This is a genomic window from Nocardiopsis ganjiahuensis DSM 45031 (assembly GCF_000341085.1).
Taxonomy (GTDB): domain Bacteria; phylum Actinomycetota; class Actinomycetes; order Streptosporangiales; family Streptosporangiaceae; genus Nocardiopsis; species Nocardiopsis ganjiahuensis.
Genome location: NZ_ANBA01000008.1, coordinates 325,903 through 347,277, shown reverse-complemented (window position 1 = coordinate 347,277; position 21,375 = coordinate 325,903). Strand labels below are relative to the sequence as shown.

At 72.0% G+C, this 21,375-nt stretch carries 17 protein-coding genes; 5 read left to right on the top strand and 12 right to left on the bottom strand.

Annotation, left to right across the window (positions count from 1 at the left end):
- Nucleotides 1-18 precede the first annotated feature (18 nt).
- Complete coding sequence (locus tag D458_RS0110200) at nucleotides 19-2,238, top strand: molybdopterin-dependent oxidoreductase (RefSeq protein WP_017586640.1); 2,220 nt, start codon at nucleotides 19-21, stop codon at nucleotides 2,236-2,238.
- Nucleotides 2,239-2,411: 173 nt separating this feature from the next.
- Here D458_RS0110200 and D458_RS0110195 read toward each other — a convergent pair whose 3' ends face one another.
- Both D458_RS0110195 and D458_RS0110190 read right to left on the bottom strand, forming a co-directional pair.
- Entirely contained in the window at nucleotides 2,412-3,434 is a 1,023-nt protein-coding gene (locus D458_RS0110195; RefSeq protein WP_040702303.1) for an FAD binding domain-containing protein, read from the bottom strand.
- Between the two features lie 2 nt (nucleotides 3,435-3,436).
- Nucleotides 3,437-6,046 carry a molybdopterin-dependent oxidoreductase gene (locus D458_RS0110190; RefSeq protein ID WP_017586638.1) on the bottom strand — a complete coding sequence of 870 codons (2,610 nt, stop codon included), beginning with the start codon at nucleotides 6,044-6,046 and terminating at the stop codon, nucleotides 3,437-3,439.
- 280 nt (nucleotides 6,047-6,326) lie between these two features.
- On the opposite strand from D458_RS0110190, the gene dctA reads away from it, so the two are divergent.
- Nucleotides 6,327-7,739 carry a C4-dicarboxylate transporter DctA gene (gene dctA, locus D458_RS0110185; RefSeq protein ID WP_017586637.1) on the top strand — a complete coding sequence of 471 codons (1,413 nt, stop codon included), beginning with the start codon at nucleotides 6,327-6,329 and terminating at the stop codon, nucleotides 7,737-7,739.
- A gap of 80 nt (nucleotides 7,740-7,819) precedes the next feature.
- On the opposite strand, the gene D458_RS0110180 is transcribed toward dctA, so the two are convergent.
- The 4 genes from D458_RS0110180 to D458_RS33310 form a co-directional block, all read right to left on the bottom strand.
- Nucleotides 7,820-8,068, bottom strand: a complete 249-nt coding sequence (locus D458_RS0110180; protein WP_017586636.1) for a hypothetical protein — start codon at nucleotides 8,066-8,068, stop codon at nucleotides 7,820-7,822.
- Nucleotides 8,065-8,313 (bottom strand): hypothetical protein, encoded by a 249-nt coding sequence (locus D458_RS33315; protein ID WP_017586635.1) that lies wholly within the window; start codon nucleotides 8,311-8,313, stop codon nucleotides 8,065-8,067. The genes D458_RS0110180 and D458_RS33315 overlap by 4 nt, the downstream gene beginning before the upstream one ends.
- 100 nt (nucleotides 8,314-8,413) lie before the next feature.
- Nucleotides 8,414-8,920: a flavoprotein gene (locus D458_RS0110170; protein ID WP_017586634.1), complete on the bottom strand. Its 507-nt coding sequence runs from the start codon at nucleotides 8,918-8,920 to the stop codon at nucleotides 8,414-8,416.
- Nucleotides 8,921-8,941: 21 nt separating this feature from the next.
- Nucleotides 8,942-10,141: a helix-turn-helix transcriptional regulator gene (locus D458_RS33310; RefSeq protein ID WP_083936276.1), complete on the bottom strand. Its 1,200-nt coding sequence runs from the start codon at nucleotides 10,139-10,141 to the stop codon at nucleotides 8,942-8,944.
- A gap of 169 nt (nucleotides 10,142-10,310) precedes the next feature.
- Here D458_RS33310 and D458_RS36325 point away from each other — a divergent pair, with 169 nt between their 5' ends.
- The 3 genes from D458_RS36325 (at nucleotide 10,311) to D458_RS0110155 (ending at nucleotide 12,469) form a co-directional block, all read left to right on the top strand.
- A complete protein-coding gene (locus D458_RS36325; protein ID WP_152521102.1) occupies nucleotides 10,311-10,754 on the top strand; it encodes a hypothetical protein in 444 nt (147 codons plus the stop codon).
- A gap of 128 nt (nucleotides 10,755-10,882) precedes the next feature.
- The gene (locus D458_RS36720; protein ID WP_017586632.1) at nucleotides 10,883-11,032 is read left to right on the top strand and encodes a hypothetical protein; all 150 of its coding nucleotides are present in this window, start codon (nucleotides 10,883-10,885) and stop codon (nucleotides 11,030-11,032) included.
- A gap of 222 nt (nucleotides 11,033-11,254) precedes the next feature.
- Nucleotides 11,255-12,469, top strand: coding sequence for a serine hydrolase domain-containing protein (locus D458_RS0110155; RefSeq protein ID WP_017586631.1), 1,215 nt, complete (start codon nucleotides 11,255-11,257; stop codon nucleotides 12,467-12,469).
- Nucleotides 12,470-12,514: 45 nt separating this feature from the next.
- Here D458_RS0110155 and D458_RS34815 read toward each other — a convergent pair whose 3' ends face one another.
- The 6 genes from D458_RS34815 to D458_RS0110125 form a co-directional block, all read right to left on the bottom strand.
- A complete protein-coding gene (locus tag D458_RS34815; RefSeq protein WP_051049641.1) occupies nucleotides 12,515-14,029 on the bottom strand; it encodes a serine/threonine-protein kinase in 1,515 nt (504 codons plus the stop codon).
- A 204-nt stretch (nucleotides 14,030-14,233) separates the two neighbouring features.
- Complete coding sequence (locus D458_RS0110145; protein ID WP_017586630.1) at nucleotides 14,234-15,676, bottom strand: NCS2 family permease; 1,443 nt, start codon at nucleotides 15,674-15,676, stop codon at nucleotides 14,234-14,236.
- A gap of 269 nt (nucleotides 15,677-15,945) precedes the next feature.
- Nucleotides 15,946-18,381, bottom strand: a complete 2,436-nt coding sequence (locus D458_RS0110140) for a xanthine dehydrogenase family protein molybdopterin-binding subunit (RefSeq protein ID WP_017586629.1) — start codon at nucleotides 18,379-18,381, stop codon at nucleotides 15,946-15,948.
- A complete protein-coding gene (locus tag D458_RS0110135; protein ID WP_017586628.1) occupies nucleotides 18,381-19,736 on the bottom strand; it encodes an 8-oxoguanine deaminase in 1,356 nt (451 codons plus the stop codon). Before D458_RS0110135 ends, D458_RS0110140 begins: the two co-directional genes overlap by 1 nt.
- Nucleotides 19,733-20,251 carry a (2Fe-2S)-binding protein gene (locus D458_RS0110130; protein WP_017586627.1) on the bottom strand — a complete coding sequence of 173 codons (519 nt, stop codon included), beginning with the start codon at nucleotides 20,249-20,251 and terminating at the stop codon, nucleotides 19,733-19,735. The genes D458_RS0110135 and D458_RS0110130 overlap by 4 nt, the downstream gene beginning before the upstream one ends.
- The gene (locus D458_RS0110125; protein ID WP_026119168.1) at nucleotides 20,242-21,111 is read right to left on the bottom strand and encodes an FAD binding domain-containing protein; all 870 of its coding nucleotides are present in this window, start codon (nucleotides 21,109-21,111) and stop codon (nucleotides 20,242-20,244) included. The genes D458_RS0110130 and D458_RS0110125 overlap by 10 nt, the downstream gene beginning before the upstream one ends.
- Nucleotides 21,112-21,375: the final 264 nt, after the last annotated feature.

Sequence of the window (21,375 nt, the reverse complement as noted above, 5' to 3'; positions counted from 1 at the left end):
ATGTGAAAGGTATCCCTCATGGAAACGGCCCTGCGGATCTGTCCGCTGTGCGAGGCCACCTGCGGCCTGACCCTGACCATCGACGCGGGGCGGCTCACCGGGGCGCGCGGAGACCGCCAGGACGTGTTCAGTGCCGGATTCGTCTGCCCCAAGGGCGCCACCCTCCCCGCCCTGGACAACGACCCCGACCGGCTGCGGCGGCCCATGATCCGCGACGGAGAGCACTGGCGCGAGGTCGACTGGCCCGAGGCCTTCGCCGCCGTCGACGCCGGGCTCACCGGAGTGGTCGAACGCCACGGCCGCCAGGCCGTGGCCAGCTACCTGGGCAACCCGAACGTGCACACCCTGGCCGGACAGCTCTACTCGAGCCTGCTGGCACGCACCCTCGGCAGCACCAACGTCTACAGCGCCAGCACCGTCGACCAGATGCCCAAACACGTCTCCTGCGGGCTCATGTTCGGCGACCCGTTCGCGATCCCCGTCCCCGACCTGGACCGCACCGACCACCTGCTGATGCTCGGCGCCAACCCGCTGGAGTCCAACGGCAGCCTGTGCACCGCCCCCGACTTCCCCGGCAGGCTCAAGGCGCTGCGTGCCAGGGGAGGCCGACTGGTCGTGGTCGACCCCCGCCGCACCCGCACCGCCGACCTCGCCGACGAGCACGTCCCCGTCCGCCCGGGCGGGGACGCCTTCCTGCTCTTCGCCATGGTGCACACCCTGCTGGCCGAGGACCTCGCCGACCCCGGGAGCCTCGCGGAGCACACCAGCGGTCTGGACGAACTCCGCGCGCTGGCCGAGGACTTCGCCCCCGAGGCCGTCGCCGCGGCGTGCGGGATCGAGGCCGAGCACATCCGCACCCTGGCCCGCGACCTGGCGGCGGCACCGACCGCCGCGGTCTACGGGCGCCTGGGAACGACCGCCGTCCAGTTCGGCACGCTGACCAGCTGGCTGGTGGACGTGCTCAACCTGCTCACCGGGAACCTGGACCGGCCCGGCGGGGCGATGTTCCCCCAGCCGGCGCACCGCGGCCCCGGCTCCAGCCGCAGCCGCCCCTTCCGGACCGGGCGCTGGCACAGCCGGGTCCGGGGCCTGCCCGAGGCCAAGGGCGAGTTCCCCGCGGTGACCCTGGTGGACGAGATCGCCACCCCCGGCCCCGGGCAGGTCCGCGCCCTGGTCACCGTCGCCGGCAACCCGGTGCTGTCCACACCGGGCGGCGAACGCCTCGCCGAGGCGCTGCCGGAGCTGGAGTTCATGGTCAGCGTGGACCCCTACCTCAACGAGACCACCCGCCACGCGCACGTCATCCTGCCGCCCGCGCCGCACAGCCGCTCCAGCCACTTCGACCTGGCCTTCAACGAGCTGGCGGTGCGCAACAACGTCCGCTACTCGCCCCCGGCCCTGCCGCTGGGCGAGGGGGAGGCCGACGAGGGCGAGATCCTGCGCCGACTCGTGCAGATCGCCGCCGGCCAGGGGCCCGACGCCGACCCCGACGCCGTGGACGAGGCCGAGATCGCGCGGCTGCTGTCCCGGGCCGTCGCCGACCCGGACTCACCCGTGCACGGACGCGACCCGGCCGAGCTGGCCGCCGACCTGCACCCGGGCGGCTGGGCCGAGCGCCGCGTCGACCTGTTCCTGCGCCTGGGCGCCTACGGCGACGCCTTCGGCGCCCGCCCGGAGGGCCTCACCCTGCGATCCCTGCTGGACGCTCCGCACGGCATCGATCTCGGAGCGCTGCACCCGCGCGTGCCCGCGGTCCTGGCCACCGAGTCCGGACGGATCGAGGCCTGCCCGCCGCCGATCGCCGAGGACGTCGCACGGTTGCGAGCCGGGCTGGCCGAACGCCGCGAGTCCCTGGTCCTGGTGGGTCGGCGGCACCTGCGCTCCAACAACAGCTGGGGCCACAACGTGCCCCGCCTGAACAGCGGCAGCAACACCTGCACCCTGCACGTGAACCCCGAGGACGCGACCCGCCTGGGCCTGGAGGAGGGCGCGACGGCCACGGTGAGCAGCGGCGCGGGCTCGGTGGAAGCACTCGTGGAGCACACCGACACCGTCGCACCGGGGGTGGTGAGCCTCCCCCACGGCTGGGGGCACGGGGTGCGGGGGACCCGGCTGTCGGTCGCAGCCCGGAACCCGGGCGTGAACGTCAACGCCGTGACCGATCCCTCCGTGGTGGACCCGCTCTCCGGCAACGCCGTCCTGAACGGGGTCCCCGTCCAGGTGCGGCCCCGCGACTGACACGGGCAGGGCCGGCCCGGGCGCCGGCTTCCACCGGGCCGGGGCGCCGCCCCTGCCCGCCACCGGCCGGCGAAGCGCGGAGGCGGGCTCCGGACGGTCGTGACCGGTCGTGGCCGCGGACCGGGTGGGCCGCCACGCCACGGCGGCCCACCCGGCCGGTCTCCGGCCCCGTGTCACCGGTCCGGAGAGTCCAGGGCCCGTTCGACGGCGTCTTGGACAGTGGCCTGGAGCAAGGGGACCTTGTACCCGGTGGCGGGCAGCGGGGAACAGAGTTCGGTGAGGCCCTCCAGTGCCTCGAGGACCACCGCGCCCGGTCCTCGGCCGGGGAGCGAACCCACCAGGGACCGCTCCACACCGGGCAGCCGCAGCGGGGTGCGGGCGACCCCGCCGACCGCCACCGCGGCGCGGACCACCGGACCGGTGCCGCCTTCGGCGCACTCCAGCCGGACCACCGCCTCCACCAGCGGCCACTCCGCCCGGGAGCGCCCCGCCGCCCGCAGGTGGGCGGCGCGCTCCCCGGGTACGGAGGCGGGCAGGGACACCGCGACGAGCAGGTCCTCGGGGGACAGCACGTGGTCGCGGGTGGGGTCGGTGCCGTCGTACAGCTCGGACAGGTCCCTGTCGGCCACCGCGCCCGAATCCGTACCTGAGCCGTGCCGCACCCGCACGGTCGCGTCGTAGGCCAGCAGGGCCACCGCCAGCGACGACGGGTGCGGGGCCACACACGGCCCCTGGTCCACGACCACGCCGCGCAGGTGGTCACCGGAGCGGGCGGGGCAGGAGTCACCCCCGGTCTGGAAGCAGTCGAAGGCCGGGTTGCGCAGGTAGGAGCAGCGGTTGCGCTGGAGCAGGTTGCCGCCGACCGTGGCCGTGCCGCGGATCTGCGGGGTGGCCAGGGCCCGGGCCGCGGCGGCCAACCCCGGATAGGCTCCGGCCAGCCGGGGATCGGCCCCCAGTTCGGCGACGGCGGTCATCGCTCCGATCCGCACCGAACCGTCCTCGGCCCAGTGCGGACCGCGCAGTTCGGGTACGTCCAACAGGTCCACCAGTGGGCCGGGCGCGACCGCGCCGACCTCGAGGCAGGCGGCCAGGTCGGTGCCGCCGGCGCGCGGGCGGGCGCCACCTCCGGCCAGTTCCCGGACGGCCTCAGCCGTGCTCGTGGGGCGGGTGACGGTCGACGTGGGCTGTCGCTCCATGGTCAACGCAGGGCTCCGATCAGTCGGTCCGGGCGAAGCGGAAGGTCGTGCGGGCGCCAGCCGGTGGCGTCGTACACGGCGTTGCCCAGGGCCGCCGCCACACCCACCACGGAGACCTCGCCCAGGCCGATCCCGCCGCCGACCACGTGCTCGAACCCCTCCTCGTGGAAGTACACCTCGGTCTCGGGCACGTCGCCCATCCCCGGGATGCGGTAGTCCTCCAGGTTGTCGGAGAGCACCACACCCGAGGCGGGGTCGTCGCGCCGCTCCTCGAACAGCGCGTACCCCACCCCCTGGACCACCGCGCCCTCGCACTGGTTGCGGGCCAGCCTCTCGGAGTAGATGCGCCCGGCGGCGATCCCCGCCCAGCAGCGGGTGGGGCGCACCCGGCCGAGCAGGGTGTCCACCTCCACCTCCATGACGTGCACGGCGCCGCTCATGCCGCGCCCCACGGCCAGGTCGTCCATGTTCGGGGTCAGCTGCCCCCAGCGATCCCGGCCGCGTTCGCCGACCACGCTCACCCCCTCGGCGGCGGCGAGCGCCTCCTTGAACACGTGCTCGGGAACCGGTCCCTCGGCGGGCACGTCGGGGGAGAGCTCGCGCAGCGCGTCGCGCATCCGGTCGGCCGCGTCGGCGGCGGCCGGGCCCATGGAGGTGGTGGTGCGACTGCCGAAGGAGCCGGTTCCGTGCACCGAGGAGCTCTGCCCGATCTCCACGCGAAGATCCGCCGCGCTCACCCCGAGCCGGTCGGCGACCACCTCCCCGAGCACGTTCCGGATGCCGGTGCCGATGTCCTGGGTGGCCGAGCGCACCACCAGCGCGCCGCCCTCCACCACCAGCTCCACCCGAGCCTCGGGTGCCAGCAGGTACGGCCAGCCCGCGGCGGCCAGCCCCACCCCGCGCCGGAACCGGCCGGTGCGCTTCCCGCGCGGGCGGTCCCGCCACAGCGGCAGGTCGGCGACCCGCTGGTACAGGGCCTGCCGCTTGGGGTTGCCGTCCCAGCGGCGGCGCAGGGACAGGGGGTCCTCGTCCAGCCGCAGGGCCATGGTGTCCACGGCCTGTTCCAGGGCCCAGGCCATGGGCGGCCCGCCGGGGCCGCGCATGGGTTGGCCCGGAGGCCGGTTGGTCACCACGTCGAAGTCACGCGTCCGGCGGGGTGAGCGCCCGTACATCAGCGCGGCCAGGACGGCGGCGTTGGAGCCCACCGACACCCCGCCGTCGCCGTGGGAGTCCACGCTCATGGCCCGGAGGGAACCGTCCCGCCCGGCCAGCAACGCCACCCGGGTGCGGGTGCCGGGCCGGTGCCCGGCGTCGGTCAGCTCCTCGGCCCGGTCCAGGCACACCCGGACCGGGTGGCCGACCAGCCGGGACAGCTCCACGGCGGCCACCACGTCCGCCGACAGCGAGTTCTTGGCTCCGAACCCGCCGCCGACGTACTCGGTCACCAGGTGGACCCGCTCCCGGGGGAGGTCCCAGCGCTTGGCCGCCTTGTTCGCGATCTTGCTGACCGACTGGGTGGACACGTGCAGGTACAGGTCGCCGTCGGCCCAGGAGGCCACGCTCACGTGCGGTTCCAGCGGGCTGTGCACCTGGGTGGCGGTGGTGTACTCCTCGGCGACCAGGAGCGGGTCCTTGCGGCGGGAGGCGGCGCGCAGCCGCGACACGGCCGTGGGTCCGCGCCAGCTCACGACACCGGGACCGCGCACGTTGCCGTTCCACGGGGCCGGGGGAGTGGGCGCCTCCCCGTAGGCGGGAGCGGCGGCGCGCTCCTCCTTGGTGGGATAGAGCACGGGGGCGCCCGGGGCGCGTGCCTCTCCGGGGTCGGTCACCGCGGGCAGGGGTTCGAGGTCGACCCGCACCGCCTTCGCGAACTCCTTCGCCGCCTCCCTCGTGGGTGCGGCCACCGCCGCGATCGGCTGGCCGACGTAGCGCACCACGCGGTCCTCGCCGAGCAGGTCGACCAGGGGCGCCGGGCTGCCGTCGGGTCCGGGGCCGGCGCTCACCTTGAGCACACGGGCGTGCGGCACCGTGGAGCGCACGATCACGCCCTCCCACGCGCCGTGCGGGGCGAAGTCGGCGCTGAACCGGGCGCTCCCGGTCACCTTGGCGGGGGCGTCCGAGCGCGGGGGAGCCTGGTCGGGTTCGGTGTCGAACTCACCGGCGCAGGCCGCGGCCACGGCCGCGAAGATGCCCTCGTAGGCGCCGCAGCGGCACAGGTGGCCGGCCAGGGCGTCGGCGATGGCGCCGCGCTCGGGGCGGCTGTCCCCGTGTTCGGCGCGCCAGGCGTCCACGAACACGGAGGCCTCCACGGCGAAGCCGGGGGTGCAGTAGCCGCACTGGAGCCCGTCGTGGGCGGCCAGGGCGCGCTGGACGGGGTGGACGCCGTCCAGGCCCTCCACGGTGGTGACGGAGCGCCCGGTCAGGTGGTCGGCGGGCAGCAGACAGGAGGCGGTGGGCGCGCCGTCGACGAGGATCGTGCAGGCCCCGCACGCGCCTGAGCCGCAGGCGACCTTGGTGCCGGTCAGACCGAGCCGGTCGCGCAGGTGCTCGGCGGCGCTGAGGCCGGGGTCGTCGGGTGCGGGGGAGGGTGCGCCGTTGACGCTGGTGTGCATGGGCGGCTTCCGGAGAGAGGGGAGAAGTTGTCATTGACAACTTAGGTGCCCGTGAAGCCCGGTGTCAAAGGTCTTTCGGGTGGATTGACCCGGGCTGGGCGTCCGCCGCGGGCGCCGGTTCGCGAGTGCGCCGACTGCCGCCCTCGTTGTTACCTGCCGGTTTGTACTGATGTTCATTGTGTGACGGGTGTGACGCCCGCTACTCTGTCGGAATGTCTATATTCCACCATGAGGAATACAGATTCCATAACCCCGCTGAGCCCCCTTGTGGAGTGCCCCCATGGCTGTTGCCCCGGAAGCCGAAACATCGGACCGCCCCCGTCCCCGCTTCTATCGGTCACTGTTCTTCCAGGTGATCGTCGCCGTCATCGCGGGTGTGCTGATCGGGCACCTGTGGCCCTCGTTCGGCGAGAGCCTGCGCCCGCTGGGTGACGGCTTCATCCGCCTGATCAAGATGCTGATCGCGCCGCTGATCTTCTGCGTCATCGTGACCGGTATCGCCAAGGTCGGCGACCTCGGCGCCGTCGGCCGGATCGGCGTCAAGGCGCTGGTCTACTTCCAGGTCGTCACCGCCTTCGCCCTGCTGTACGGCATGGTCGTGGCCAACCTCCTCAAGCCCGGTGTGGGCTTCGAGGTCGACGCGGCCGACCTCGACACCAGCGCCCTGGAGGAGGTGACCCAGGGCGGGGAGATCCCCGGCTTCGCCCAGTTCCTCCTCGACGTGATCCCCGAGAGCGTCGTGGGCGCCTTCGCCGAGAACTCGCTCCTGCAGGTCCTGTTCTTCGCGGTGTTCGTCGCCCTGGCCCTGTCCAAGCTGGGCGAGCGGGGCAAGCCGATCCTCGACCTCATCGAGCGGTTCACCGACGTCATCTTCACCTGCATCGGCTGGATCATGCGGGTGGCGCCCCTGGGCGCGCTGGGCGCGATGGCCTTCGTCATCGGGGCCTACGGCCTGTCCTCGCTCAGCAGCTTCGGCATGCTCATCCTCGCCTGCTACTCGGCCGCCGCCGTCTTCCTGCTCGCCCTGGCGGTCATCGCCCGCGTCCTCGCCGGGGTCAACCTGTGGAAGTTCCTGCGGTACACCAAGGAGGAGTTCGCCCTGGCCATCGGAGCCGCGTCCTCCGAGGCGGTCATGCCGCGCATCATGCAGAAGCTGACCAACGCAGGATGCTCCAAGGCCACCACCGGCCTGGTCGTGCCGACCGGGTACTCGTTCAACCTCGACGGCGCCGCCATCTACCTGCCGATCGCCGCGCTGTTCCTGGCCCAGGCCTTCGGCACGGACATGACCATGGGGGACCAGCTGATGATGGTGCTCATCCTCCTGCTGACCTCCAAGGGCATGGCAGGGGTCCCCGGCTCGGCCTTCCTCGCGCTGTCGGCGACGGCCACCGCACTGGGCGCCTTCCCCGCCGCGGGCGTCGCCCTGCTGCTGGGAGCGGACCGCATCATGGACACCATGCGCGTGTCCATCAACCTGCTCGGCAACTGCGTGGCGACCTTCGTCGTGGCCAGGTGGGAGGGCCAGCTCGACATGGAACGCATGCGCGCGGTCCTCGACGGCAAGGAGCCCCCCGCACGACCCGAGGACACGACCGGGGACGAGGAGAAGGCCCCGGAGGACGCCGCGCCTGTGGCGGTCTCCGGCAGCGAGGTGCCGCGGAGCGAGACCGACCCGGCTCCGGAGCGGTAGCCGGGAAGGGGCGGGCAGGCCGGGGCGCGAAGGTCCGCGCCCCGGCCCGTTCCGTCGCCGGGGCCTTCAAGCTGGGCGACTCAGGAGCGCACATGCAGTTTGGCGTGAAGCTCGTCCACCGTGCGTGCACTCAGTGAGCCCAGCTCGCCGGAAACGGGCGCTCGCCGCTTGGCGTACAACCGCTCGACCGTCCCGTTCCAGGGGTGGCACGGCCCGATCTCCCACATCTCGCCGAACTCGGCCTGGAGCTGGTCCACGTGGGGTCGGACGGCCTCCAGGGCGCGCTCCTGCTCAGGAGTGAGTACGAGACCCGTTCTCTGCGCGCTCACAGGAGAACCTCCCCGTCCACCAGGAGGCCGCCGATCCGCAACGGTGGGTTCTTGAGGCGGTCCTCCAGCTCATCGGCGGTGTCGCCGTGCAGCGTCGGGTCGTACTGGCTTCGGGGGTTGAGGTTGCTGGCCACCCACCCGGCGAGCGTGTCATCCCTCCGGCTGCGCCACACGCTCCAGCCCGGGTAGTCACGGTTGAGTCGGTCCAGCTCGTTCCGGTCACTCTGGGGAGTCAAGGAGTCCATGGGGCGATCGTGGATCCGTCAAGGGGACGCACTGTTCCAACTTGGAACATGCTCCTCTCCCCGGGTAGAGCGCCACGGAGGGTGTTTCGCACCGGAACTCCTACGACGCGGGCACCTTTGCCAGGGCCTCGGCCACCTCGCGCCACGGCGGGAGGCTGCGGGTCGTTCCTTGCAGCAGGGTGACGTGTGGGACCTCTCCCAGCAGGTCGAGGCTGCGGCCCCAGGCGGGGTGACCCGCGAGGCCGTCACCGGCCTTGGGGACCAGGAACGTGGGGACGCCGCGCCCGATCATCTCGCACACGAGCGCGACGGCGAAGGTGTCCGCGAGCCCGAGCGCCGTCTTGTTCGTGCTGTTGAACGACCACGGGCAGGCGAGGACCACGTTCGGAGGGAGCAGGCTCTTGCCCGTGCCGGGACGGCGGAAGTCCACGCGCACCGGCTCCCCCGTCAGCGCCTCCAGCGCGTCGAGGTCGTGGAAGCGCGTGCCCGTGGGTGTGCACAGGACGGTGACCCGCCACCCCTCGTCTTGAAGCAGGCGGACCAGGTCGGGCGCGGTCTCCTCCGGCGTCGTGCCGGCGGCGGAGAGCGTGAGGTAGAGAGTTCCCATGCGATCAGTCTGTCCGACGAATCAGAGGCGCATGCGGAACACAAGGCCCCTGAGATCCTCCGAGAGGACCCTGTGGCGGTCCTGGAGGTGGGTCGCGACGGTACGCGCGGACGGGTGGTAGTGAGTCATCTGGGGTGCGACTCGCTCCGCCTCCACAAGCCTCGCGAGCGCCTGCCTGGTGCGCCCTTGGTCCAGGTGGACGCGCGACATGTCGATCAGGTGGTGTGACCGGCGCTCCCTAGCGAGGCTGTTGAGGGCGTTCGCCGGGATGGCCGCGTCACGCCTGACCGCCTCGTCGTAGTCGCCCAGCTCGGTCGCCACCGCCGCGCCGTGGATGAGGATGTTCGCGGGCGAGAAGTACGTGCTGTAGTCGTCCAGGTGGGGCCGTCCCGCTCTGGCGCTGATCTCGGTCGCCCGCTCGAAGTGGTCCCACGCGCTCCCGGCGTCGCCCATTCGACCCGCGATGACGGCCGCCCGCAGGTGCAGTGCTCCGGAGACCTCCACGTCACCGGGCCGCCCCTGCTCGATCCTCGTCGTGCACCGCTCCAGGAGCCGGACGGCCGCCCCGAGGGCGCCGTGGTTCATGAGCACGAGGGCGCGACGCCACGTGATGATCAGGGGAAGGTGCGGGTCGCGTGAGAGCGCCGCGAAGCGGGCCGCCTCCCTGAACATGGAGTCCGCGAGGTCGCTGTAGCCCAGGCGGCGGGACAGCTCACCTGCCGCGCAGTGGGCGTCCGACAGCAGCCGCCACGCACGCGGGTCGTCGCCCTCGTGGGCGTGGTGGCTCAGCTCCTCCATGACCGCCGGAAGCATGTCCCCGAGCTGGATGTGGCGGGCACGGCGACGCAGCCGCTTCGCGTTCTCGACCTCGGCGGCCAGGACCTCCAGAGGGCGCGCCGGTCCCTCCAGCTCGGGCGGCAGGTCCGACCACGCCAGGGCACGGCGCAGGTGTGGGATGGAGCGGTGGACCCGGTCCGTTGAGGGGGTGTCGCCCCGGTAGGGCTGCCCGTACAGCTCGCTCATCTCGACCTTGAGCGCGTCCGCGACGGCCGCGATGAACGAGGGGGTAGCCGCCTTGTGCCCGGTCTCGACCTGGGCGATGTGCGAGCGGGCGTAGGAGGTCTTCTGTGCCAGGCCCTGCTGTGTCAGCCCGCGACGCTTTCGGGCACGCGACACGCGCGCTCCGACGTCGTCCGAGGGGCCGGGGGATTGCTCTGCCACGTGCTCGCCCTCCGATCAGGGGGTGATGGTTCAAGGGTAGGCGCCGGGGTGCATAGAGGTGGGTGCTTCTCGGTCGCTCACTCCTGATCGGGAATGTCGTAGCTGTGATGTTCCATCGGGGTAGGCGGGGTCTACCGACTCCCGATGACGGAGCATCAAGGGGGTGTCTGTGAGTCGACGACGAGAGAAATCCAGCGACAGGTATTTCAAGCTCATCTGTACCGGTCGAGGCTCCCATAACGCGGCAGAGCTCGGCCACTTCCAGGACAACCGTTACGGTCAGTCCTTCACTCCCGTCGCTAAGACCGATGTGGACATCGAAAAGAAGGAGGTGCACGAGCTCTCTGTAGACGATCAACTGACTATCTATGCAACAGGTGGCTCAGCGCGCGGCTATGGGGCAAGCAGAGCGAACCTTGAACGCGCCGAAGTTTTTGGCAAGAACCCGGACGGAGTTCCTAAGACACGGCTTCGCTGCTCGCGTTGTGGTCGAGATGAACAGTTCAGTAGTGAGCGATTCCACCGCCTCGCGGACGCGATCCACAAGGCCCAAGTCAACCGCCTTCGCTTCACGGTGGACATCTCATGGCTCGATGGCTATCTTGATCCCTAATAGCAGCAAAGCCAGACCTAGCATGGGCTGTCTGGTGCCGGTTGGGCGTGAGTAGCCGCTTACACCTCACGTGCTTAAGGCTCTTGGTAGGAGCCCTTGGTTGTCATGTCCAAGGAGCTCCGCCGCCGATGTTCGCCCATCTCTCACTTGTCGCCTGCAAGGTCCTTGACCTGGTTGAAAAGGCCATTGAGGACGACGGCAAGACACGCCGCCTCGTCGCCGTCACCTTCGCGTTCGCTGTCGTGGGCGTTGCCGTCATCCACCTGCTGCGGATGTAGCGGCGGAGGGCCGCCTCACCCAGTTACGCCCTACCAACTTGCGAGTCCGGGCCGCGGTTCCCCGTGGACCAGCCTTCCCTCGCTATCCAATGGCCAGGATTCATGCTGGTCAGCGCCCTTTTGGGTGCGGGGACGCACGTATCGTCCGGTCGGCTTTACCTGTCCTCGGCTACCCTGGGCACGCCTTCCCCGCCCCCTCGTCCCTCCTCCCGAGGAATCGCCGTGCCCGTCGCCTTACCTCCGCCCGTCCAGGGATGGACCGAGCCCGCCTTCGCGCCCGTCCGCGAGGCCTTCCGACACAACTTCGCCGAACACGGTGAACTGGGTGCGGCCGTGGCCGTGCACCACCGGGGCCGCCTGGTGGTCGACCTGTGGGCGGGTGTGCGCGATCAGAGCACCGGAGCCCCCTGGGAGTCGGACACCCTCGCCATCGTCTTCTCCGCCACCAAGGGCGTGACCTCCCTGGTCCTCGCGCACGCCCACTCCCGGGGCCTGATCGACTACGACCGCCCCGTCGCCGACTACTGGCCCGAGTTCGCCCAGCACGGCAAGGAACACGTCACCGTCCGCGAACTCCTCTCCCACCGCGCGGGGCTGCCCTACCTGGACGCCGAACTCACCCCCGCCCTGCTCGCCGACCACGACCGCCTCGCTCACCACCTGGCCGCCCAGGCCCCGGTCTGGACCCCGGGCACCCGGCACGGCTACCACAGCGTCACCATCGGCCTGTACGCGGGCGAACTCCTCCGGCGCGTGGACGGGCGCACCGTCGGCGCCTACCTGGCCGAGGAACTGGCCGGTCCCCTGGGCCTGGACCTGTACGTGGGGCTGCCCGAGGACGTCGACCCGGACCGTCTGGCCCCCATGGCCGGGGGCAGCTGGCGCGACCTGGCCGCCGACCCCGGCGCCGTCCCCCTCGGGCACCTCCTGGCGCGGGCCCTGCCCTGGACCACCGCCGCCCGCACCTTCGCCAACCCGCCGCTGAGAACCGCCAACCAGCTGGCCGAACCCGCCTACCGGGCCGTGGAACTGCCGCACGGCAACGGTTTCGCCACCGCCCGCTCCCTGGCCGTGCTCTACGGCGAGTTCGCCCAGGGCTCCCCGGTCCTCGGGGTGGACGAGGAGAGCCTGCGCGCCCTGGAGGAGCAGCCCACCGAGCCCTCCGGCGGCGAGCGCGACGTCAACCTCAAGGTGCGTACCCGTTACTCGCTGGGCCTGTGGAAACCCTTCCCCGGATGGCGGTTCGGCAGCGACGGCCGCGCCTACGGGACCCCCGGCGCGGGCGGCTCCTTCGGGTTCGCCGACCCGGCCACCGGAACCGGGTACGGGTACGTGCCCAACCGGATGGGCCTGCGGATCTGGGACGACCCCCGCGACGTCAACCTGCGCGAGGCCCTGGCCGACTGCCTGAGGGCCGAGGCCCGCCGGACCTCCTGAGCCCGGACGGCCTCGCGGCGGGCGCCGGTACGGTGGCCGGGTCCGTCACTCGGTACCCGCTCCGCCGTCGGAGTCGGGCTCCGTGCCCGAGCCGTCACCGCCGCCCTCACCGCCGCCCTCCGGTTCGTAGCCCTCGTCACCCCCGCCGACGCAGGAGTCGGGGTCGTGCTCGCACGGGTCGGGATCGGTCGGTGCGCAGCCGGGGGCGTGCGGGTCGGTGTGGCAGTCCTGCGTGGGAGGCGTCCACTCCGTCGTCACGCCCTCCTCCTCGACGGGTCCCCCGCCACCGCCGCCGTCCTCCTCGGCCGGCTGCTCCTGCCCGGCCCCGGGATCCTGCTCCGCGTCGGTGACGGGGGTCGTGGGTTCGGCGGAGGGTGCGGAACCCGTGGGCTCGGCCTGCCCCGGCGGCTCCTGGCCGGCCGCCCAGATCAGCAGCGCGCCGAGCAGCCCCAGGAACGCCACGGCGCCCATGGTGAACAGTCCGGACCTCGAGCGCCGGCGAGCGCGGCTCCGACCGCCCCCGGCCGGTTCCGGGCTCCGGGCGGGGGCCACGGCGGTGGTCGGCGGGGGCGGGGCCGTCCGTGTGGGGGCACCGGACGCGGGCGCCTCCGGAGGCGCGGGGTCGGGCACCTTCCGTGTACCGGTCCTCTGTGAAGGCCCCTGGCCCGCGATCGGTACGACGCGGATCCGGGCGGTGTCCTGGACCACGGCCGAGGACGCCTGCTCCAGTACGGCGGTCGGCTCCGCCTTCGGGGCCGCCGGGCCGCGTCCGATCAGGCGGTCCAGCACCTCCACGGCGGTGGGCCGGTCGGCGGGATCCTTGGACAGGCAGTGCTCCAGAACGGGCAGCAGCCGCTCCGGCACCCCGGTCAGGTCCGGTGGGTCCGACAGCACCTTGTCGATCACGGCCATGGTGTTCCCACCGGGGAAGGCGGCGTGGCCCGAGGCCGCGTAGGCCATCACGGCGGCCCAGGAGAACAGGTCGCTGGAGGCCGCCGCCGCGCCTCCGCGGATCTGCTCCGGTGACATGTAGGCGGGGGTGCCCGTCACCGTCGTGGTCTGCTGGGTGGCGTCGGTGAAGCGCGCGATGCCGAAGTCGATGACCCGCGGCCCGTCCGGGCCCAGGACGACGTTGCCGGGTTTGAGGTCCCGGTGGACGACACCGGCCTCGTGGACCGCGGCCAGGGCGGTGACCGTGGCGATGGCCAGCCGGTCCAGCGCGGCTCCGGTCCGGGGCCCCTGTTCCACGACCGCGGAGCGCAGCGTGGGACCCGGGACGTACTCGCTGGCGATGTAGGGCACATCGGCGTCCATGTCGGCGGCCAGGACCGCCGCGGTGCAGAAGGGGGCCACCCTGCGTGCGGCCGACAGCTCCCGGGCGAAGCGCTCGCGCTGGCGCGCGTCCCCGTCCCAGGCCCTCGTGAGGACCTTGACCGCGGCGGGGGACCCGTCCTCCCCGTGGCCGAGGTAGACGACCCCCTGCCCTCCGCTGTCGATGCGCGCGGCGAGGGTGAACGGCCCGATGCGCTGTGGGTCGGTACTGGTCAGAGGACTGGTCATGGTCGCGCCCCGTCGGAAGGGAGCCGCTGGTTGCGTTCTCCGTTCACTGTCTGGGACGTGGTGGAGGGCGGGAACGACCCTTGCTCCCAGGTGACACTCTCCTTCTTTTTTCCAGACAGAAGGGGAGGCCGAGGCACAAAAGCGTGCGAAATCGGCCTCCCCTGTCGGGCCCCTGAAGGCGGAGGTACTACGGGCCCCTGCCCTCTACAGGCCCAGAGCGTGCATCGCGAAGTGGAAGGAGAACACCGCGCTCAGGATCCACATCAGCCAGCCGACCTCACGGAAGCGGCCCTGCGCCGACTTGATGAGGGTGTGCGCGATGATGCCGATGCCGATCCCGCTGGCGATGTCGTAGGCGAACGGCATGATCGCGATGGTCAGGAACGCGGGGATGGCCACCGAGATGTCCGTCCACGCGATCTGGCCCACGTGCATCATCATCATGGCGCCGACCAGCACCATCGCCACGGACGCCGCCTCGGCGGGCACCATGCCGAAGACCGGGGCGAAGAAGATCGCGCTCAGGAACAGCAGCCCGGTGACCACACTGGCCAGACCGGTCCGCGCGCCCTCGCTCACCCCCGCCGTGGACTCCACGAACACCAGCGTCGCCGAGGAGCTGGTCAGGCCGCCGGTCACCGCCCCGGCGCCGTCGGTGACCAGGATCTGGTTGACCCGGGGCATCTGGCCGTTCTCGTCGGCGATGTCGGCCTTGGTGCCGATCGCCAGGATGGTGCCCAGCGCGTCGAAGAACCCGGCCAGCACCAGCGTGAACAGGATGACCCCGGCCGTGGTGGGTCCGGCCGTGGTCCAGGCGCCGAACATGTCGACCTGGAACAGGAGGCCGAAGTCGGGTGTGGCCACGGGGCTGGAGGGCAGCGCGGGGACGCCGCCGCCCCAGGCCTCGGGGGAGAGCCGCAGCACGAAGTGCAGGACCACGGCGAGCACGGTCGCGCCGATGATGCCGTAGAAGATCGCGCCGGGCACGTTGCGCGCCAGCAGCACACTGGCCAGGACGAGCCCCGCCACGAACACCAGGATCGGCCAGCCGTTCAGGTGTCCGCCGCCGCCCGAGGCGCCGATCTGGAGCAGGCTGCCGCCGTCGCCGGCGCTGACGAACCCGGCGTTGGCCAGGCCGATCAGCGACACGAACAGGCCGATACCGACCCCGATGGCCAGCTTGAGGTTGTGGGGGAGGGCGTTCATCACCGCGGTGCGGACCCCGGTGACCACCATCAGGACGATGGCGACGCCCTGCCAGATGACCAGTCCCATGACCTCGGGCCAGGACATCACCGGAGCCGCCTGGTAGGCGACCACGGCCATCACGCCCAGGGCCGCCGCGCAGGCGATCGGCGCGCGGCCGACCACGCCCATCATGATGGTGACCAGTCCGGCGGCCAGGGCGGTCATGGTGGTCAGCTGCCCGGCGGAGAGGTGGTCGCCGTTCACGTCGGCCACGCCGCTGAGGATGATCGGGTTCAGGACGATGATGTAGGCCATCGCCATGAAGGTGGTCAGGCCGCCGCGGATCTCCCGCCCGAAGGTGGAGCCCCGCTCGGAGACGAAGAAGAAGCGGTCGAGCCAGGATCGATCCGTACCGGCCTGCGGCCGCGGCCGCGAACCGGTCTCGTTGAGTTTGGTCACGTCCCCTCCTGGAGGGATATGAGCACGGTGAACATCACCATGTGTGGGGGGTTTGACACTTGGAGTAGTCAAACTTGGGTGCTGTCAGGACGGCACTGTCCTGACGACCCGCCCCGGGGCCGAGGGCGTCGGATGTCCGGGGCGGGCGTTCAGGGGAGGGGCGACGACGGGCGCTGTTGCCGCCGCCCCTCCGGATCGGGGGGTCAGCCGGGAACCCGACTGCTACACGGGTCGGCTCGCAGTCCGGTTCACGGGCCGGGAACCGCAGGTCACAGGTCGATGCCCACGATGTCCTCCGGGCGCACCGGCGCGTGCCTCAGCGGACGCTTGGTGGCGTCGCGCACCGCGGCCACGACCGCCGGGGTGGACGACAGCGTCGGCGGCTCGCCCGCGCCGCGCAGCCCGTACGGGGCGTGCGGGTCCGGGTGCTCCAGCACGTCGATGCGCATCGGCGGCATGTCGAGGATGGTCGGGATCAGGTAGTCGGTGAAGGACGGGTTGCGGATCTCGCTGTCCTTGACCTGGATCTCCTCCATCAGCGCCAGCCCCAGGCCCTGGGCGGAGGCGCCCTGGATCTGACCGGCCAGCTGCTGCGGGTGGAGCACCTTGCCCACGTCTTGGACCGCGTCCAGGGCCACCACCTTCACCAGGCCCAGCTCCACGTCCACGTCCACCACGGCACGGTGCACGCACATCCCGAACTGGGTGTGCGAGGCGCCCTGCCCCAGGGTCGGGTCGAGCATCTCGGTGGGCCGGTGGTGGTGCTCGCGGGTCTCCTCCACGACCGTGCCGCCGGCGGCGGACTCTCCCAGCAGGTCGGCCAGGGACACCAGGACCCCCTCGCTCTCCGACACGATCTTGCCGCCGGCCAGCGACAGGTCGGAGTCGGAGACCGAAGCCGGGACGACCCCGCGCTCGCGGGCCAGCGCGTACACCGACTCGCGCACCGCCTCGCAGGCCATCTTCACCGCGCCGCCGGTCATGTACGACTGCCGGGAGGCCGAGGACGAACCGGCCGAACCCACCTGGGTGTCGGAGGGGGCGATGGCCACCTTCTCCACGCCCAGTTCGGTCCGGGCGATCTGCCCCTTGACCGTCACCAGGCCCTGACCGACCTCGGCGGCGGCCGTGTGCACCAGCACCACCGGCTCGCCGGCCACGACCTCCAGCCGGACCCGGGCCGTGGAGTAGTCGTCGAAGCCCTCGGAGAAGCACAGGTTCTTCAGGCCCACGCCGTAACCCACACCGCGCACCACACCCTCGCCGCGGGTGGTCCCGGCCACGCCGCCGGGCAGGGTGCGCTGGTCGGAGGGGTCCTCCAGCTCGGTCCGCTCCACCGGCATGGGCAGATCGCGGGCGCGCTCCAGCATCTCCGCCATGGGCAGCGGCATGTCGATCTCCTGGCCGGTGATGATCCGCGAGCCCTGCGACATCGCGTTCTTCACCCGCAGCGCCACCGGGTGCATGCCCAGCTCCTCCGCGAGCCGGTCCATCTGCGACTCGTAGCCGAAGCAGGCCTGCACCGCGCCGAAGCCGCGCATGGCACCGCACGGCGGGTTGTTGGTGTACACGCCGTAGGCGTCCACCAGCACGTGCGGCACCTCGTAGGGGCCGATGCCCAGCGAGGAGGCCACACCCACCACGGCGGGCGTCGCCGAGGCGTAGGCGCCGCCGTCCACGATGATCTCCATCGTGGCGTACAGCAGGGTGCCGTCGGCCCTGGCGCCGTGCTCGTAGCGCATCTTGGCCGGGTGCCGGTGCACGTGGCCGTAGAAGGACTCCTCGCGGTTGTACACGAACTTGACCGGCTTGCCGGTGCGCAGTGCCAGCATGCACGCGTGGATCTGCATCGACAGGTCCTCGCGGGCACCGAAGGCGCCGCCCACCCCGGCCAGGGTCAGCCGCACCTTGTCCTCGGGCAGCCCCAGGGCCGGGGCGATCTGCTTCTGGTCCACGTGCAGCCACTGCGTGGCCACGTACAGGTCCACCCCGCCGTCCTCGGCGGGCACGGCCATCCCCGACTCCGGGCCGAGGAAGGCCTGGTCCTGCATACCGACCTCGTACTCGGCCGCCACGACCGCGTCGGCCTGGGCGCGCAGGCGCTCCAGCACCTCCTGCTGGCCCTCCCCGGACTCGGCGACCCCGACGAAGTCACCGGTGCGGATGGGCTGGTGGCGCACCCGGTTGCCGCGCTGGTGGTACTCCTCGTGGATCTCGAGGGAGCCCTCCTCGTGGACCAGCGGGTACTCGGGGTCGTGGGCGGCCCGCACGGAGTCGCTCACCGGGGCGAGGACCTCGTAGTCGACCTTGATGCGCTCCATCGCCCGGCGCGCGGTCTCGGGGTGGTCGGCGGCCACCACGGCCACCGCCTCGCCCTTGTAGCGCACCTTGTCGTAGGCGAGTACCGGCTGGTCCTGGAACTCCAGGCCGTACCGCTTGGTGCCGGGCACGTCCTCGTGGGTGAGCACCGCCTCCACCCCGGGCACCTTGAGCGCCTCGGTGATGTCGATGCCCAGGATCCTCGCGTGCGGGTGGGGGCTGCGCAGGGTCGCGCCCCACAGCACGCCCTCCATCCACAGGTCGGAGGAGTAGGCGAATTCGCCGGTGACCTTCAGCGTGCCGTCGGGGCGGCGCGGGCTGGCGCCCAGGCCGTCCTTGGTGGTGCTGGACAGGTCCGTGGTCACGGTCTTGGTCGTCGCCGTCATCAGCGGTTCGCCTCCATGAGGGATCGGTGCGCCGCACGACCCCGCGCGGCGGCGGTCTCGGCGGAGAGGGTGCGCAGCTCACCGCGGTCGACGACGGTGTCGCCGCCGACCAGGAGCCGCTCCAGGGGCGGGACGGGGCCGAAGGTCAGCGCCACCACGGGATCGGCGATCACGTCGTAGCCGAAGCCGTCCACGCGCCACAGGGCCACGTCGGCCTGCTTGCCGACCGTGAGCGAACCCAGCTCGTCGCCGCGGCCCAGCACCCGGGCGCCGCCCAGGGTGGCCAGCTCCAGGGACTGACGGGCGGTCATCGCCTGCGGGCCCTTGCGGGCACGGGCCATCAGCAGGGCCTGGTGCATCTCACCGGCCATGGTCGACAGCTCGCTGGAGGCGGGACCGTCCACACCCAGACCGACCTTCACACCCGCCTCCAACAGCTCGGGCACCCGGCAGATCCCGGCGCCCAGGCGGGCGTTGGAGGTCGGGCAGTGCGCGATCCCGGTACCGGTGGCCGCGATCCGGCCGATCGCCGGGTCCGACAGGTGCACGGCGTGCGCGAACCACACGTCGTCGCCCAGCCAGCCGAGCTTCTCGGCGTACTCCACCGGGGTGCACCCGAACTCGGCCAGGCACTGCTCCTCCTCGTCGAGGGTCTCGGCGAGGTGGGTGTGCAGGCGCACACCCTTGTCGCGGGCCAGCGCCGCGCCCTCCGTCATCAGCTCACGGGAGACCGAGAACGGTGAGCAGGGGGCCACCGCGATCCGGGTCATGGAGGAGGCGGAGGCGTCGTGGTGGGCCTCGATCGCCGCGGCCGTGCCGGCCAGGGCGCCCTCCAGGGTCTCCACCACGCTGTCCGGCGGCAGACCGCCCTGGCTGTGTCCGCGGTCCATCGAACCGCGTGCCAGGTCCAGGCGGATACCGACCTCACGGGCGGCCTCGACCTCGGCGGCGACGATGTCGCCGCGCCCGGCCGGATAGATGTAGTGGTGGTCCGAGGCGGTGGTGCACCCGGACAGCGCCAGGTGGGCCAGCCCGGCCGAGGTCGTCCCGGACACCACCCCGGCGTCCAGGCGGTGCCAGATCTCGTAGGAGCCCACCAGCCACTCGAAGAGCGTGCCGTCCGCGAACAGTCCCTGGGTGGCCCACTGGTAGAGGTGGTTGTGGGTGTTGACCAGACCCGGCGTGGCCACACAGCCGCGGCCGTCGATCCGCTCGACCTCACCCTCCGCCCGCGGGGCGGGACCCGCGCCCACCGCGGTGATCACGCCGCCTTCGGACACCACGTGCCCGTCGGCGTACTCCGCGCCGTCCACGGTGACGACGTGGGCGCCCTCGATGACCACGGTCCGGCTCATGAGCTGCTCCCCGCTGCCTCTGCGCGCCGCTCGGCGGCCAGGTGGACGGCGTCGATGATCTTCTCGTACCCCGTGCAGCGGCACAGGTTGCCCGCCAGGGCCTCACGGATCTCGGCGTCCCCGGGCGCGTCCTTGCCCGCGCCCACCGTGCGCTCCAGCAGGTCGTCGGTCTGCACCAGCAGACCCGGAGTGCAGAACCCGCACTGGACGGCCCCCGCCTCCAGGAACGCCTCCTGGACCACGCCCAGCGTGCGGTCGCCGCCCTTGCCCGAACCCTCGGCCAGGCTCTCCACGGTGCGCACCTCGCGCCCCTCGGCCTGCCCGGCGGCGATCATGCACGAGCACGCGGTCACACCGTCGAAGTAGACCGTGCACGAACCGCACTCGCCCTGCTCGCAGGCGTTCTTGCTGCCCGGCAGGCCCAGGCGCTCACGAAGCACGTACAGCAGGCTCTCGCCCGGCCACACGTTGTCGGCGGTGACGTCCTCGCCGTTGACGTTCAAGTTCACGCGCATCGCGTGGACCCCTTCCGGTAGTCGGTGACGGACCAGCTCAGCGCGCGGCGAGCCATGACCGACAGAGCGTGCTTGCGGTACTCGGCCGTTCCGCGCTGGTCGTCGATGGGACGGGCGGCGGCGGCCACGAGGTCGCCGAACCGGCGGACCACGGACTCCGCGAGCGGACGGCCGTCCTCCCAGTCGAACTCGCCGGCCAGGAACTCCTCGGCCGCCTCCGAGCGCAGAGGCGTCGGCCCGGCCGAACCGATCCCGGTCCCCACGGACCGCTGGTCGGCGTCCAGCACCAGGCTGAACGAGGTCACCGCGATCACCATGGCGTTGCGGGTGCCGATCTTGGCGAACTGCTGCGGGCCGGCGGCCTCGGGCAGCAGGATCGCGGTGATCAGTTCGTCCTCGCGCAGCGCGGTGGTGCGGAAGGACAGGTAGAAGTCGCGGGCCCTCACCCGACGGGTGCCGCGCACGGAGGCGAGTTCGATCTCGGCGTCGCCGGCCAGCAGCGGAGGATGGGCCTCACCGGCGGGGGAGGCCCCGCCCAGGTTGCCGCCGACCGTGCCCCGGTTGCGGATCTGGGGGGAGGCCACCGACCGTGAGGCCTTGGCCAGTGCGGGAGCCCGGCCCGACAGGTGCTCGATGATCTGGGTGTAGGGAACCCCGGCGCCCAGACGCGTGTGGCCGCCGTCCACCCCCCACTCGGTCAGCTCGGGGACCCGGGTCAGGTCGATCAGCGCCGAGGGGCGGCGCTTGTCGAAGTTCAGCTCCACCATCACGTCGGTCCCGCCCATGATGGGCACGCCGTCGGGGTGGGCGCTCCTGGCCTCTAGGGCCTCCACCAGCGTGGATGGCCTCAGGAATTCCATGCTCGTCCTCGTCCTGCGCAGTGCGGTCTGGTCGCGTCGGTGCGGCGCGATCCCTCGTCGGTCGGGCGATCATGTGAAGTACAGCACTCCACGGCGGCGCCCGACCAGCCATCGATGACATGAAGTGGTCATGGAACGAACGGTCGGTGTTGGGCGTTTCCTACAAGTGGCGTCGGTGAGAAACCCCGGGACCGTCGGCGCTGTCATCAGGAGCCTCCGACCAGGGGCACACTGTCCTGGTACGAAGACACCACCGGTGGGACC

What these genes read in the sequence shown, in the direction of transcription:
- D458_RS0110200 (WP_017586640.1), top strand. Translation starts at nt 19, where the DNA reads ATGGAAACGGCCCTGCGGATCTGTCCGCTGTGCGAGGCCACCTGCGGC.
- D458_RS0110195 (WP_040702303.1), bottom strand. Translation starts at nt 3,434, where the DNA reads ATGGAGCGACAGCCCACGTCGACCGTCACCCGCCCCACGAGCACGGCT.
- D458_RS0110190 (WP_017586638.1), bottom strand. Translation starts at nt 6,046, where the DNA reads ATGCACACCAGCGTCAACGGCGCACCCTCCCCCGCACCCGACGACCCC.
- dctA (WP_017586637.1), top strand. Translation starts at nt 6,327, where the DNA reads ATGGCTGTTGCCCCGGAAGCCGAAACATCGGACCGCCCCCGTCCCCGC.
- D458_RS33315 (WP_017586635.1), bottom strand. Translation starts at nt 8,313, where the DNA reads ATGGACTCCTTGACTCCCCAGAGTGACCGGAACGAGCTGGACCGACTC.
- D458_RS0110170 (WP_017586634.1), bottom strand. Translation starts at nt 8,920, where the DNA reads ATGGGAACTCTCTACCTCACGCTCTCCGCCGCCGGCACGACGCCGGAG.
- D458_RS36720 (WP_017586632.1), top strand. Translation starts at nt 10,883, where the DNA reads ATGTTCGCCCATCTCTCACTTGTCGCCTGCAAGGTCCTTGACCTGGTT.
- D458_RS34815 (WP_051049641.1), bottom strand. Translation starts at nt 14,029, where the DNA reads ATGACCAGTCCTCTGACCAGTACCGACCCACAGCGCATCGGGCCGTTC.
- D458_RS0110140 (WP_017586629.1), bottom strand. Translation starts at nt 18,381, where the DNA reads ATGACGGCGACGACCAAGACCGTGACCACGGACCTGTCCAGCACCACC.
- D458_RS0110135 (WP_017586628.1), bottom strand. Translation starts at nt 19,736, where the DNA reads ATGAGCCGGACCGTGGTCATCGAGGGCGCCCACGTCGTCACCGTGGAC.
- D458_RS0110130 (WP_017586627.1), bottom strand. Translation starts at nt 20,251, where the DNA reads ATGCGCGTGAACTTGAACGTCAACGGCGAGGACGTCACCGCCGACAAC.
- D458_RS0110125 (WP_026119168.1), bottom strand. Translation starts at nt 21,111, where the DNA reads ATGGAATTCCTGAGGCCATCCACGCTGGTGGAGGCCCTAGAGGCCAGG.